Annotated in this window: 10 protein-coding genes; 5 read left to right on the forward strand and 5 right to left on the reverse strand. The window is 35.4% G+C overall.

Annotation, left to right across the window (positions count from 1 at the left end):
* Nucleotides 1–160 precede the first annotated feature (160 nt).
* The gene (locus ACZ098_RS06880; RefSeq protein WP_487311004.1) at nt 161–2,269 is read left to right on the forward strand and encodes a prolyl oligopeptidase family serine peptidase; all 2,109 of its coding nucleotides are present in this window, start codon (nt 161–163) and stop codon (nt 2,267–2,269) included.
* 175 nt (nt 2,270–2,444) lie between these two features.
* Here the strand turns inward: ACZ098_RS06880 and ACZ098_RS06885 are convergent, their stop codons facing one another.
* The 4 genes from ACZ098_RS06885 to ACZ098_RS06900 form a co-directional block, all read right to left on the reverse strand.
* A complete protein-coding gene (locus tag ACZ098_RS06885) occupies nt 2,445–2,639 on the reverse strand; it encodes a hypothetical protein (protein WP_487311005.1) in 195 nt (64 codons plus the stop codon).
* Between the two features lie 175 nt (nt 2,640–2,814).
* Nucleotides 2,815–9,750 (reverse strand): T9SS type A sorting domain-containing protein, encoded by a 6,936-nt coding sequence (locus tag ACZ098_RS06890; protein WP_487311006.1) that lies wholly within the window; start codon nt 9,748–9,750, stop codon nt 2,815–2,817.
* Between the two features lie 406 nt (nt 9,751–10,156).
* Nucleotides 10,157–10,750, reverse strand: coding sequence for a hypothetical protein (locus ACZ098_RS06895; protein ID WP_487311007.1), 594 nt, complete (start codon nt 10,748–10,750; stop codon nt 10,157–10,159).
* Nucleotides 10,751–10,954: 204 nt separating this feature from the next.
* A complete protein-coding gene (locus ACZ098_RS06900) occupies nt 10,955–11,545 on the reverse strand; it encodes a 2OG-Fe(II) oxygenase (RefSeq protein WP_487311008.1) in 591 nt (196 codons plus the stop codon).
* Nucleotides 11,546–12,003: 458 nt separating this feature from the next.
* Here ACZ098_RS06900 and ACZ098_RS06905 point away from each other — a divergent pair, with 458 nt between their 5' ends.
* The 3 genes from ACZ098_RS06905 (at nt 12,004) to ACZ098_RS06915 (ending at nt 13,711) form a co-directional block, all read left to right on the forward strand.
* The gene (locus tag ACZ098_RS06905; protein ID WP_487311009.1) at nt 12,004–12,498 is read left to right on the forward strand and encodes a nuclear transport factor 2 family protein; all 495 of its coding nucleotides are present in this window, start codon (nt 12,004–12,006) and stop codon (nt 12,496–12,498) included.
* 160 nt (nt 12,499–12,658) lie between these two features.
* The gene (locus ACZ098_RS06910) at nt 12,659–13,096 is read left to right on the forward strand and encodes a hypothetical protein (RefSeq protein WP_487311010.1); all 438 of its coding nucleotides are present in this window, start codon (nt 12,659–12,661) and stop codon (nt 13,094–13,096) included.
* Nucleotides 13,097–13,114: 18 nt separating this feature from the next.
* Complete coding sequence (locus ACZ098_RS06915; protein ID WP_487311011.1) at nt 13,115–13,711, forward strand: globin family protein; 597 nt, start codon at nt 13,115–13,117, stop codon at nt 13,709–13,711.
* 72 nt (nt 13,712–13,783) lie between these two features.
* On the opposite strand, the gene ACZ098_RS06920 is transcribed toward ACZ098_RS06915, so the two are convergent.
* Complete coding sequence (locus ACZ098_RS06920) at nt 13,784–14,740, reverse strand: L-threonine 3-dehydrogenase (RefSeq protein ID WP_487311012.1); 957 nt, start codon at nt 14,738–14,740, stop codon at nt 13,784–13,786.
* A 152-nt stretch (nt 14,741–14,892) separates the two neighbouring features.
* On the opposite strand from ACZ098_RS06920, the gene ACZ098_RS06925 reads away from it, so the two are divergent.
* On the forward strand, nt 14,893–15,513 hold the full coding sequence (locus tag ACZ098_RS06925) for a hypothetical protein (protein ID WP_487311013.1): 621 nt from the start codon (nt 14,893–14,895) through the stop codon (nt 15,511–15,513).

Genomic DNA, 15,513 nt, shown 5'->3' on the forward strand with positions numbered 1-15,513 from the left:
CAAAACTTAAAAGCAAGACACTTTTTTCTGCTTCTATCTTCCATCTTCTATCTTCCAGCATTCTAAAGTCTATTTCTCTATTATCTATTCTCTCTTTTCTCTTTCCTCTTTTCTCTTTCTCCCAAATTCACTATTTTTGTTAGAATTAAAATCAATCATCATGAAAAAACCAATTGTAGCACTAACTTTAATAGCATCCTATTTTTCGATGGCACAAAACGCAATTAATTATCCTAAAACTAAGAAAGGCGAAACGGTAGATACCTATTTTGGAACCAAAGTTGCCGATCCATACCGATGGCTAGAAGACGACAAATCGGCCGAAACCGCGGCTTGGGTAAAAGCCCAAAATGAAGTTACCTATGCTTATTTATCTAAAATTCCATACCGTGAGCAATTAAAAAATCGATTGGAAAAATTATGGAATTACGAAAAAATTAGCGCTCCTTTCAAAGAAGGAAAATATACCTACTATACTAAAAACAATGGTTTACAAAACCAATCGGTATTGTACCGAAAAGATGCTAAAGGTGTAGAAACCATATTTTTAGATCCCAACACCTTTTCTAAAGACGGAACCTCATCGTTGGCAGGAATTAATTTTTCTAAAGACGGTTCAAAAGTAGCCTATCAAATTTCAGTTGGCGGAAGCGATTGGCGCACTGTTGTTATTATGGATGCCGAAACCAAAAAAGTATTGGAACCAAACCTTACTGACATTAAATTTAGTGGCATTTCGTGGATGGGCAACGATGGTTTTTACTACTCAAGCTACGACAAACCAACTGGCAGCGAACTTTCGGCAAAAACCGATCAGCACAAATTGTATTATCACAAATTGGGAACTAGTCAAAAAGTTGACAAAGTACTATTTGGCGCTGACCAAAAAAGAAGATATGTAGGCGGATATGTAACTGAAGACTTGCACTATTTAGTGATATCTGCTTCGACATCTACCTACGGAAATGAATTGTACCTTCAAGATTTAACCAAACCAAACAGCCCAATTGTAACTGTAGTTGACAATTTCAACAGCGACAATTCTATCATTGAAAATCAAGGGACAAAATTATTTATTGTAACCGATTTGAATGCACCAAACAGCCGAATTGTGACCGTTGATGCAAGTAATCCTAAACCTGAAAACTGGAAAGATTTTATTCCAGAGACTGATAATGTTTTGAATGCATCAACTGGTAGCGGATTTTTCTTTGCCAATTATATGAAGGATGCCGTATCGCAAATTAAGCAATACGACTACTCAGGAAAATTAGTGCGAGACATTGAGCTTCCTGGAGTTGGAACTGCGGGCGGTTTTGGAGGAAAAAAAGACGAAAAAGTATTGTATTATTCGTTTACAAACTACATTACACCAGGTTCAACTTATGCATATGACGCAAAAACTGGAGTTTCTAAAGTGTACAATACTCCTAAAATAGATTTCAATTCTAACGACTACGAATCGAAACAAATATTCTATACTTCTAAAGATGGAACTAAAATTCCTATGATTATTACCCACAAAAAAGGATTGAAACTAGACGGGAAAAACCCAACCATGCTATACGGTTACGGTGGTTTCAACATCAGTTTAACGCCAAGCTTTAGTATTGCTAATGCCGTTTGGATGGAAAATGGTGGAATATATGCAGTGCCAAATCTTCGTGGAGGTGGCGAATACGGAAAGAAATGGCACGATGCTGGAACTAAAATGCAAAAGCAAAATGTTTTTGACGATTTTATTGCTGCAGCACAATATTTAATTGACAACAAATACACTTCATCAGAATATCTTGCTATTCGTGGTGGTTCTAATGGTGGATTGTTAGTTGGAGCAACCATGACACAAAGACCAGATCTTATGAAAGTAGCGCTTCCAGCCGTTGGGGTTATGGATATGTTGCGTTACCATACATTCACCGCTGGTGCAGGATGGGCATACGATTATGGAACAGCCGAAGACAGTAAAGAAATGTTTGATTATTTAAATGCATATTCTCCTGTTCAAAATGTAAAATCTGGTGTGAAATATCCTGCTACAATGGTAACTACAGGTGACCATGATGACCGCGTAGTACCAGCACACAGTTTTAAGTTTGCTGCTGAATTACAAGACAAACAATCTGGAACCAACCCAACATTAATCAGAATTGATATTAATGCCGGACATGGTGCTGGTAAATCAGTAGCGGCAACTATTCAAGAAAATGCCGATATTCAAGCCTTTACATTGTATGAAATGGGCATAAAAGAGCTTATCAAAAAGTAATTTACAATTCAAATACTATCAAATCCAGTAACAAGTTGTTGCTGGATTTTTTTTTACAATTTATTTAGACTCTATCGATTTTGAAGTTATGAAAAGTAATATTCTACATCAAGTATGTCTGCTTTAAAATTGTATCGAGAACCTTTCTAAACAGAAGTTACTAACCAATGAATTACTATGATTCGTCCTTAGTAGTTTTTACAAGACTAATTCCAGAAACAAAAAATACTATTCCTAAAATACCATAAATAATTAAACCCTTAATATCTTTAGTTTCTCCGCTGGTACCAGAAAATAATACTGCTGTATAAATTAAACCCGCAATTCCTAAAAGAGTTAAAATAGTTCCAAAAAGTCGTTTTAAATTCATAATGTTTGTTTTAAAAGTTAAAGCCTTGACTATTGCAAAGCACTAGCAAAGGTAGGCTTACTATATACTACAGCGTTACACAATGAAATTGAAAAGTTATATCATTTAGCAAGTTATTCCAATAAAAAAGGGCCAATCTTTTCAGATTAGCCCTTTACTTTGTGTGTTTTAAAACTTATTTTTTAAGCAACTTAATTTCAGTTTGTTTTCCTGCCGCAGTTACTTTTGCAATATACATCGCCGAAGCTAAATCTGATAAATCAACTACAACTTCTAACGAATTAGGTGTTACTTGTTTCAACAGTCTACCATTTAAATCATAAACAGTAATTGATTCAATTTCTTTATCATATTTAAAAGTTATTGAAGAAATAACTGGATTTGGATAATAATTGAAATTATTTAAGTCGAACGAAGCACCACTTAAAGTTGTAACATCAATACAAGCGCTTCTTACAAAGCATCCATTTTTAGTAATTTCAACAGCATAACTTCCAACAGCAGTAACTTCATAAGACTGTAATGTTGCTCCAGCAATAGGAGTAAATACACCACCAGCACCACAGGTAACCCATTGATACGTTGCTCCAGTTTCTGTAGCTGTAAGTGTGTTATCAATTTGTGAAGTTGCTGTACTTGGATTTGGATTTACTGTTAAATTCAATATTTCAGTAGCACAACCAACCACATTGGTGTACGTTCCGCTTGTAGTATATGTTGTACCATTCACATTCCATAAATAAGTACCGCAAGCAGTAATAGTTGTAGTGTTAGTAGTAGCATTACAAAACTCGTCTGCGCCCATATCTGGAGTTGTAGTACTTCTTGTTTCTCCGTCAATATCCAAAGTAACCGTAGGAATAAAAGTTCCTAAATTACTTAAGGCAGCATTTGTAGTTGCAACTAAATGCAAATCAGAAGCTGAAACGAAATTAGGAACTACATTTACCGAAGCACCATTTTGTCCAAAACCGGTTTGAATGGCAGCTAAATTTGTTCTATCAGCAAGTGCTATAAACCCTAATACACCTTGACTACCACTTACATAATAGTCATTATTGTTGATGTTTGTAAATGCCGTACTTGGTGCTTCACTAGCAATAGCATAAGACTTAGCAGCCGCTGCAACTGAATTGACAAGATTTGTAGCAAAAATATTATTTCTTACATCTAAAGCAGTTACCGCAGAACCAATATGAAATGCAGTAGAAAATGTACCATTTGTATTTCCTGCAAAAGTACCATGACCTAAATTAATAGAGTTATGATATACATTTACACCACCTGTAGTACCAGTAATTCTAAGTCCAACTATAATATCAGTTGAAGCTAAAGAACTCCAGCTATCACCTTTTATTTCGCTAATTACATTGTTTGAAATAGTCAAGTTACTTGCAGCAACTCCAGTATTTACGACGATACCTTTACCTGCATATCCATTTATACCTGTATACTGAATACCACGAATAACATTTGAATCTACTGTAGAATTTGTAACATTTGCAGCCACATCAATTCCAAATGGATTTAAAGCTGTTGTGATAATGTCAAAAATTGTATTTTTAGAAACAAGTAGTCCATTGTTGTTAGATACAAATATCCCTTTAAAGCCAACTCGATCGCCTACAACTGTAGAACCTATTGTATTTTGTCTTATAATATTACCAGTATTTCCAGCAGTATTTCCAGCTACAGCAATTCCAATTTGAACTTTTGAGACAGCGTTATTTTCAATAATAACATTGTTATTTGGCGTTTCTGCTGCACCACCTGCTGTGGTTCCACTTCCACTAAAAATACCTCCAAAGGTTGTCAAAGGCGCATTACCTATTACATTCAAATTCTTAAAAGTATTATTACTTGCACTGTTCGTACTGGATACACTTGCATTCCAAACCACAAAACTTGAAGTTCCTGCATTGGTATTGATAAGAGTTAAATCTTTGGTTGTACCTCCTACTGCATTACTACCATCAATAGTAACATAGTCGGCTCCATTCAAACGAATGATTGAATTAGCGCTACTTCCTGTTAAAGTAGTAACTACTCCTACAGCTGGTTTAATAGTTAAAGTATTAACTGCACTCGCTTGAACATTATCGTTTATTGCTATTGGATAAGTTTCTGATGGGTAAGCAGTATCAATTAAGCTAAAAGTTACAGCACCATTCAAACAAGCGCCATTGTATGCAGTAACTGCAGCAGTAAGTGTTGGATAGTTTCCTGTTACTCCAACAGTATAAACACCTGACAATGTAACTGAATTGGCATAAGAAACAGGTGTTGGTGCTGTAGCAGCAGCTGGTGGATTAGAAGTTAGTCCTAAACCTCCATTTGGAAACGAAGCCAAAATTCCTGTATTATCTTGAGCAACGATATAATAAGAAATTACATCACCTTGAACTGATCCTGTACCTAAATTGAAAGTATACTGATTTCCTCCTATCGAAGCTCCTGTTGAAGCTTGATAAGCACCACTATTAATTCTCCAATACAAAACTGGTAAAGAAATTCCTGTAGTAGGCATCCCTGACAAACTAGTGATAGTTGCTGTTAATGTTCTAGCGCCTGGAGTACAAGAATTTGGCAATGTAGTATTAGTAAAAATTGGCCCACTTCCAAAAGCACCTTCGTAAGCACCCATATCTGGTGTTGTAGCACTTCTTGATACACCTAAAAAGTCGGTTGTTATACCTGCAACAGGTGTTCCTAAATTATCCAAAGCTAAAGCTGTTGGTAATAAATTTGTTGGCGATACAAACGATGGATTAATAGCTACTGAATTTGCATTCTGTCCAAAACCTGCTACCAAAGCAGTCAAATCTGTACGGTCACTTCCTATAAATCCAAGTTGTGCAGATGCAGCATTAAATGTATTAGTAACAAAATAATCGTTATAATTAAGATTTGTAAATGCAGTGTTCACAGCAAGAGAATAAATACTATAATTTTTCTGTGTTGCATTAGTTGCTACTTGTGTATTTACAAAAATGTTATTTCTGATATCTAAAGCAGTTGAACCAATACCAACAAATAAAGCTGTAGTTATAGCTGTACCAGAACCAGCACCCATACTTCCAGTCATATTCACCGTATTGTGGTATATATTTACACCTCCAGTAACTGTAGTCAAAGTTCCTGAACCTCCAATTACTCCGATTCCAATTCCCATAGATGATGAGTTACCAAAACTGTTCCAGTTAGAACCATTAACACCATTGATTACGTTGTTTGCAATCGTTACGTTACTCGTTGCACTTCCTGTACCAATTGTAATACCTCTACCACCATAACCACCTGTTGAAGTAGTTAAAATTTTAACTGTACTGTTTAAAGTAACTGTTGAAGAAACAAAACCTGTTTCTAATGATATCCCTACTGGTTGGGTTGATGCATTGGTTTCAATACTTAAAATATTGGAAGATATTGAACTATTTAAAGCATTCCCTGCTTGAATACCAATAGGAGAAGAAGATGTATTTGTGGAAACAACACTATTTCCTGAAATAATTAAATTATCTAATCCACCAGCGCTTACTGAGGCAGTTCCGTTTGCATATATACCAACTGTAGATACTGAAATAGCATTATTTTGAATTAAAACTGTATCATTATCTGCACCAGATGTTCCAGGTGTTGTACCACCTATAGAAATTCCATAAGTAGTGCCAGATGTTACAGAGGCTGTACTTACATTACAATTACGAACCACATTATTCATAGCACCTAATCCTGCACCTAATGAAGCTATTGAAATAGCAGTTGGCGCTGTAGTACTAGTATTGGTTATAGTAAGACTTTTATCCGATCCACCACTATTACTTCCATTAATGGTTATAAAATCTGCTCCATTCAATCGAAGTAAAGCACCACTCGCAACCGAACCACTAATTGTAGCTGTAGTATTTGGCTTAATAGTTAAAGTATTTATAGCACTTGCTTGTGGATTTGAATTTATAATAATTGGAAAAGTTTCTCCAGTACTATAAGTAGTATCCATCAAATTAAAAGTTACAGCACCACCTAAACAAGAAGAGTTATAAGAGGCAATTGCAGCAGTTAATGTAGGATACGTTTGACCCGCACCTACGGTATAGGTACCTGCCAAAGTGCTAACAGTGTAACTTGAAGGAGTTGTTGGTGGAGTAGCCGCTGCAGGTGGAGTAGCTGTAAAACCACTTGCTCCAACTGCTGGACTAGTTCCAACATTCGGGATAGTTGCATTATCTTGAGCTGCTATATAATAAGAAACAACATCATTACTTGCCGTTGTAGTTCCACCAAATGTAAAACTATAGGTAGAACCACTTACAAATACACCTTGTGTGGCAGTGTAAGGTCCAGCGTTAACTCTCCAATAAACCACTGGTAAACCAGCTCCTGAAGTTGGAACTCCCGCAGCATCTGTGATAGTAGCGGTTAAAGTTACACTAGTTCCAGGATCGCATGCAGTTAATATAGGCGTGTATATAATGACCGGACTTGACAAATCAAGAGGTATACCACTCAATTCCCATGCCCCAATATCTGGTGTAGAAGCACCTCCAGGACAACCTGCTCCAGGACAACGTACTGTTCCTGAAAAATCATCTGCAATTCCTGTTCCAATTCCTCCACCTTGTTCTAATTGTAAACCACTAGTTGTCGGATATTTTAAAAAATCTGTCACCGGATTAGAACCAGTTGTAGATACAAATAATGGATTTTCGGTAATAGAAATACTCTCTCTTGTTGAAGTTCCAGGAGCTGAAGAAATATAAGCCTTATATCCTGCAAGAGTTTGTTGCGGATTAGTTGCTGTTGCAGTAATTGTTTCTCCATAAATCAAATTAGTTGCTGATGGAGTACCTGCAAAATATAAGTTGTTGTTGTTACCTACAGGAAAATTAGTTGCCGTTGGCGCTGATGTATACCGTATTGCCGCAGTGAAACCTCCTGTTGGTCCTGAAGTCGAAGTATTTACAAAAATATTATTTCGTAAATTGTTAACTGGTGTCGCACTACTAAAATAAATACCGCTTGTACCAAAAGTAGTGGTGCTTGTACTAGTTGCAGCAATGTTCACCGTATTATGGTAAATATTATTTGTAGTTCCACTAGCCACAACAATACCGTTTACAGCATTGTTTCCTGTAGCATTTGGAGCTCTTAAATCGCCAATCAAATTATTGCTTATGGTATTAGTACCTGTTGCATTAACATTGATACCTACTATAGTTGGATTTGTACTATTAGAAGACAAATCATAAATAGTATTTTTAGAAACGGTAGCAGCACCAGAATGAGTAATACCGAAAATAGTACCTCCTGTACCTCCTGTTGTTCCTGTACTTCTTATGCTATAGATGTAATTTCCTCTGATGTCTACAGTAGCATTTGACCAAGTGATTCCATTGGCTGAAAAACCACCAACACCACCAGTAGATGTAGAAAAATTAAATATTTGATTGTTTCTACACTGAAAAGTTCCAGCTACAGTATTATTTTGAATTCCATTCAAAGTTCCTGTTGTAGGTGTAGAAAAATTGCTTATTATATTATTATTCCAAATTTCTTGAGTTGCCGATGAAAGATTGTATATACCAGTTATAGAACCTGTCGAAGTTACATTGGTATAACTCAAATTAGTAATTGTATTTCCTGTACAAGTGTACAATCCTACCGGAGTGTTAGCTGTAATACCTCTTAATGTACCAGATGCTCCTGTCATAACAAAATCTGAAATGGTATTATTGGTAATAGATAACGTTCCATTTGGAGAACCTCCTGCAATTACAGGTATAGTTCCAGTAGTAGGATAAGCCGTGTTAGGCACTTGCTGAATTGTATTGGAATCAATATTTACAGCAGCTGCCGTTGAAGTATTTGCAATTGCAGTAAAAATTCCTGATGTAGCTGTTGTATATGAAAAACCAATAACATTGTTATTTATGTTCACAATGTTATTTGCAGCAGTTGAACCAATTCCATTTTCGATTGCAGTTAAAGCTGACGTGGTTGCACCAGAACGAACTGTAACCGAATTATATGAAATAGTTACACTTGCACTAGTTCCTGCTTGTGCAAATATACCTCGTAAAGTAGTAGCATGATTTATTCCACTACCTGTATTATTATCAATACTATTGTAAGAAATATTCAAATCCCATTGATTATTGGCTCTAATACCAGCTGCCGCACTAGTTGCTGCACCACCACCAAAATCAAAAATATTATTTCCCGTAACCTCAGAAAAACCTCCAACATCATTGCTAGAATCACCCAATGTAAAAGGTGTTGCAGCAGCAAATCCAATCAGAGCAATACCATGGTTACCACCATTAATAGTATTTGAGTGAATCATATTAAAGGAATTGGTTCCAGATGCAGCAGTAGGAGTTATTGCAGTTACAGCAGCGGTGGCTGTAGCATTTATAACCAATATAGCAACCGAACCTTCAACCATTGGTGCTGTAGAAGCAGCGTTGTTAATTCTTTGCATATTAAAAATACAATTCTTGATCAAGTTATTACTTGAACCATCGGTCGCTGAAGCCTTAAACAATCCCAAACCAAACTCCATAGTAGCCGGATTAGCAGTATTGGAATCAGTAAAGGTCAGTCCGTCAATCGTAACATAATCTGCTCCTCTAATACTAAAGATTCCGTCAGGAATTGCAGAAGTTGGAGTTGCTGTACCACCGGCAGCGGCATTTAATATCACATCACCACCTGCACCTTTCACAATAGTAATGGTATTGGCACCACTCAGTAAAGGATTTAAAGTCGTGCTTCCTAAAATAAAACCAGCAGCACTAGGTGCAGTTTCTGAAGTATTACCACTTAAAGTTAAGGTAACAGGTCCAGTCATCGCTGTAATCGCATTCAAATCAGTCAAAGCACTGTTTAGCGAAGTGTAGGTTGGCTGCAAGTTAGGCGTAGTACTCGTTGCATTGGTAACCGTAACACCAATTTGAGCACTCGCAAGAGTAAAAGAAAATAAAGCACTAAAAACCAAAAAAGCAGAAAACAATCTGCTACTTTGATTCGTACTTGATACTCTTCCTCTTTTGTTAAAAAGTGTTATTCTCTTTTGTAAATGAGAAATAACAGAATCGTAATTTTTTGTCATAAAACGTAATTAATTTGGTAAAGTAACTGGTTAAAAGTTTATTAAAAGTCAATAAAATTACAAATAAAATCGATTTTATAATGAAATACCGTTTAAAAGCAAAAAAATCCGATTGAATGCAAATCATAATATTAATGAAAATTCATGTGTCTTACTCAGTAACTACAGTACTCAACCAAATACAATCATATAAAAATAAAATTTTATAAAGAATTTAAATTCAATAAGTAACTTAAAATGAAATACTTATAACTTATTATAGTAATAAAAAGAATAGTACTTATTTGTAAGAAAAAAGTCTTTTAATATTTCATTTTAAAAAAAAAAAACAGCTCTATACGAGCTGTTTTTAATTGTATAAATAACACTTCCAAACTACGAAAGTCTGAAACCTATCAATCGAAATTTATTTTGGCAAAGGTGCACCAACAGCAACAGAACACACATGCCCTGCTTGACCGTGTGGTGGATTCATGCCTTCTGGTGTAACCACAGGCGCGTTAGTAGTAGTGGTCATTGTAGTTTTACCATCAGCACTAACAACAGCGTTAGGCGAGTTTGGTACCGTAGCCTGAGCCGAAGTAAACTGCGTAGAAGTTGTAGGTTGTGGTACAGCATTAGGCTTTCCTGGAGGTGAATTCAAAGGAGCGCCAACGGCAATGTCACAACGATGACCTGGCTGACCGTGTGACGGGTTCATACCCTTAGCCACTTTTACAGGTGTAGCTACTTGTTGGGAAACCATTTGAGTAGTAGTTGTTGCTTGTTGCGCAGCAGGATTTGGCACCATTTGTCGCATTATGGTATTCGGATTGCCACCATTAGCATCAGGTTGTACAGGTTGAATTTGTGCAGCAGCAGGATCGGTAACCGCTACGCCATCGGTAGCAACTGCAGTACTATCAGTAGCAGTAACAGTTTCTTCAACGGCAGCCTCTTCCTTTTTGCAAGAAACCAATAATAAACCCACAACAGCTAAACTATAAAGTATTTTTTTCATGATAATTTTATTTTTAACGATTTCAAATATAGTAGTTTTTAAAATATGTTTTGAAATACAACAGTGTTAAATATTAAAATTTAGAGTTTTACATTACTTTTTTAAAATTGACTAAATCTAATTTTTAAGTGTTACACTCAAACACAAAACCATTCTTTTTAAAAGAATTAGTCTCAAAAAAAAACGATTAACTCTTAAATTATATTAGCTCTTCAACCAACCTGTAACACTGAATCGTCTAGAATGAGTAACCAAAACCTCATGCAAAACAGTATCACTTTTAAAGAAAACTGTTGTTCCACGTAGTGGAGAAACCGATTGAGGCATGGGTAATAAATGTAACAAAAGTGCACCACCATCGGCATCTAGCCAATCAGCATTAAGATAACTTACCATCGAAAACTGACGTTGTCCATCACTTTTAAACTGATCTAAATGTGGCAAGTAAAAACTACCTTCTTCATACAACGAATAATGAAATTCATAACTAGTTATTGCAGTAAAACAAGTAGTATTGAGATAGACAATAAATGCTTCTATCTGTTCTAAGAATTGGGTTTCACTAGCGTTACCATGCGATTTATCTAGCCAATAAATCTTATCATTGCGCACTTGAGCATCATTTTTACGCTTTTCATCATTACCTATTGCAGCCAAAACCAAACGTTGTTGCTCGTTCAAAGCCACAATATTTGCCTGAAGACCAGCACACAAATCATCATCTAAAAAATCGGTCCCAACACCATAACTATTGGTCATGTAATCAGCAATCAGGGTTTCAAAATTCACATCCATACCACATTCCACACTTGATTAGACAAGATTGGGAAAGGTACTATTATAAATAAGAGCAAATCGATAAATTAACTTTTAATACAAGAAGTGAATAATCATTCAATCTCTATCTTTCACACTTTAGAAATTAAGTTTCGTTGATCTAAAATAGTTATTCAGAAAACAGTATATAGTATAAAAGAATATTTTTCGCTTGAACAACAAAAAATTATTTTAACAAGCGTTAGTTTTAAATCTTGTAATTTAATGACTTTAAGATTAAAAACTATATTTGTATAATTACACTATGACTAATTTAATAAACGATAAAATTATTTTAATACTACTAGCTGAATAAAGACACTATATGAATAGTATATGACAAAAGTATACCAAAGGTACAGTTGTGGTAGGTTTATAGCAACAAACAAATTTACAATTCATAATTATAACTATTTTCGTAAAACAAAAACTAAAATATGAGAAACTTACTACTTTTAATTTGCATTATCATCACTTCTTGCAAACCTTACACCACAAGAACTTCAGAAAAAGAAGCCATTAACAATACACTAAACGATTGGCACAAAGCTGCTGCCGACGTAAAATTTGATGCTTATTTCAGCGTACTTACAGAAGATGCTATTTACATCGGTACAGATGCTACCGAAAACTGGAACAAAAAACAATTTGAAGATTTTGCAAAACCTTACTTTGATAAAGGAAAAGCATGGAGTTTTACTGCTTTAGAACGTAACATATTTTTCTCTAAAGATGGAAGCCTTGCCTATTTTGACGAATTACTAGACACACAAATGAAATTGTGCCGTGGTAGCGGAGTGATGGTAAAAATAAACAACCAATGGAAAATAAAACATTACGTATTATCGATGACCATACCAAACGAAACTACAGATGATGTGGTAAAAATAAAAGCGCCTTTTGAAGACAAAATCATCAACATTAAAAAATAACTACTTTATTATCAATTTAAAAAGCTCCATTGTGGAGCTTTTTTTATGCCCAAAAATTACGCTATCTTATTTAGAATAATTACAAATTAAAAAAAAATAAACCATTTTAAAACCAAATCTCATCTTGTTCCGTAAATCCAAATAACTAAACAAAATTAAAATGAGAATCAACAAAAAATTAAAAATCGCTTTACTCAGCTTTCTAGGTGTATTCCTATTGCTGTTTGTGGTGTTAGTAGTGCACATTGCTACTGCAAAACCACTTGTAATTGACAATGCTACATTGCAAATAAGCCGAATTGATTTTAAAGAACCCATCGATTCGCTTAAAGCAAAAGAAATTCATAGAAATATGAAAAGCATTGCAGGTGTTAAAAACCCAAAGTTTTATCCTGAAAAGAATGTATTGGTGTATTACCATGATATGAAAATCGCTAATTCTGAGCAGGTTTTCAATCAGTTAATGGCCAAAGGTGCTTACAAAGCCGAAAGGCTAATTATCCCTGTTGATATAGCATCAAAAAAAGTATGTCCAGTGATGAACGACGACAGCTTTAGTGCTAAATTTTCAAGAGGCATACAACGAATTTTTAATTAATCTATAAATACTATTACTATGAAAAATTTATCAAAATTAGCACTATGTGCATTGGTAATTGGAGCTACTGTATTCACATCGTGTAACGATGATGATAATAACGGACCAGCGCCAACTCCATCAATCTACGCTAGATTAGGTGGGACAACTATGGTTGCAGACCCAAACAACCCAGGTCAAATGATCGAACAAGGACGTTTAAGTTTCCGTTCTGTGGTAGACACAACCATCAACTACATTGTGGCTGATATCGTTGCTGGAAATCCAGGAAATTTAGGAGCACATTTTGGACCAATCGCTGGTGAGGTTTTCGGACCAACTATGAACACAACTAACGTTGCTGTTTTAAGTGATAACCTTACTGACTTTTTCTCTTTCAATACAGGAGGAACTAGCGCAGTAAACACGTACTCTGGTTTAGACATGGTTGCGGCTCACAACCCAGCTCAAAACCCAAGAATGGGCGCATTGTCTACAGATGCTAACTACAACACTTTTGTTGGATTTGTTGGCGCTGCTGCAGTAGCTAACGGTGTTCCAGCTAACTCAGAATTATTCGCAGACGTAGTTGCAGTATTGGAATCTTTAAGAGATCCAATCGTTCAAGCACCATAAGAAAAATAAGTTTGTTTTGTTTAGAGGGAAAACGCTACCTGATCTTTTTTGGGTAGCGTTTTTATTTTATACTTATTTTTTTGGATAAACATTATTGTTTAATTGGGCAAACATTTCAACGGTCATGTTCTCTAGGTTGTAATCGTTACTCCAATTCCAATCTTCTCGAGCTGACGAATCATCAATACTAGCCGGCCAAGAATCGGCAATCTTTTGACGAAAGTCTGGTGCATAATCAATTGTAAAATCGGGATAATGCTTTTTAATTTCACTTGCAATCTCTGCTGGTGTAAAACTCATTCCAGACAAGTTGTAAGACGAACGAATCTTCACCTCATCAGCACCAGCTTGCATTATTTGTACTGTAGCTTTTATTGCATCATCCATATACATCATAGGAAGTCCTGTATTTTCAGATAAAAACGAAGTAAACTTTCCTTCAGTTATAGCTTTGTGATAAATATCTACGGCATAATCGGTTGTTCCACCACCTGGTTCGGTACTCCAAGAAATCAATCCAGGATATCGAATACTGCGTACGTCAACACCGTACTGATGATGGTAATATTCACACCAGCGCTCACCAGTTTGTTTCGAAATTCCATATACAGTTGATGGTTCCATAATTGTATATTGCGGCGTATTATTGCGCGGTGTTGTTGGACCGAAAACTGCAATACTTGAAGGCCAAAATATCTTCTTAATTTTTCCAGCCTTTGCCAAATTCAATACGTGAAACAACGAATTCATATTCAAATCCCAAGCAAAAGCAGGGTTTTTTTCGGCAGTAGCCGATAATAAAGCCGCCATCAAATACACATCGGTAATGTGATATTTCTCGATCAAATGTTCGATTTGGTTGTAGTCTAATGCATTTACAACTTCAAAAATACCGTTGTTTACAATATCGTTATTTAGTTTTCTAATATCCGATGCAATTACATTGTCGTTGCCGTATGTTGCTCTAAGTTTGGCAGTAAGCTCGGTGCCTATTTGACCACAAGCACCAATTATTAATATTTTAGTCATATAAAGTAGTTAGTTTGTTGTGACAAAGATAACGATTTCGTAAATGTGATTTTTTCCAGCTTTAGTTAAAGTTTATTCTGATGCTTTTTATACAATTTTTAGCATTTACTTTATCCTACTTTTGTACTTTTGTAATCCGATAGTTGCAACCCATGAAACACAATATTTTATACTTTTTAACGCTTATTTTTTTTGTAGTTTCTTGTAAAGACAACACTGCAGAACTGCGACTAGAACAAGAAAAAGAAGCTCATAAAAAAGAAGTAATCTTTGATAAAATCAACAAAGGTTGGGTTTTTAATACACCCAATCTTGAATCGCTAACCCAATCCAAAGTTAATCAATGGATAGAATGGCGCGCTTTTTTAACCGAAATTAACCAAAAACCGAAAAGTACAATTGGCGCATTTCAGAAAAAAGCTAAAGCACTATCGCAAAAAGTAACCGATTTAAACAACAACATTCCAGCAGATTTTAGTAAACCACAAGTAAAAAGTCGTATCGCAGTACTTACTACCAAGGTGAAATCGCTAGACTTGTTTATTCATCTTAATCAAATTCCCGACCAAAAAGTAGTGCAACTGGTTAAGGAAATCAATATCGAAATAGTATCCTTGCAAAGTCAAATGGAAGAAATGGTAAAACGAACTCTTATTCCACGTGAAGAAGGTGAACCCGATTTTATCAAAATGAAAGATACCACAAGAGCTATTCCAACGGTTCCAGAAATAAAAACACCAGATCAAATAAGAAAAAAATTATTTCAAAAATAA

The sequence above is a fragment of the Flavobacterium sp. SP2 genome, from assembly GCF_057626655.1.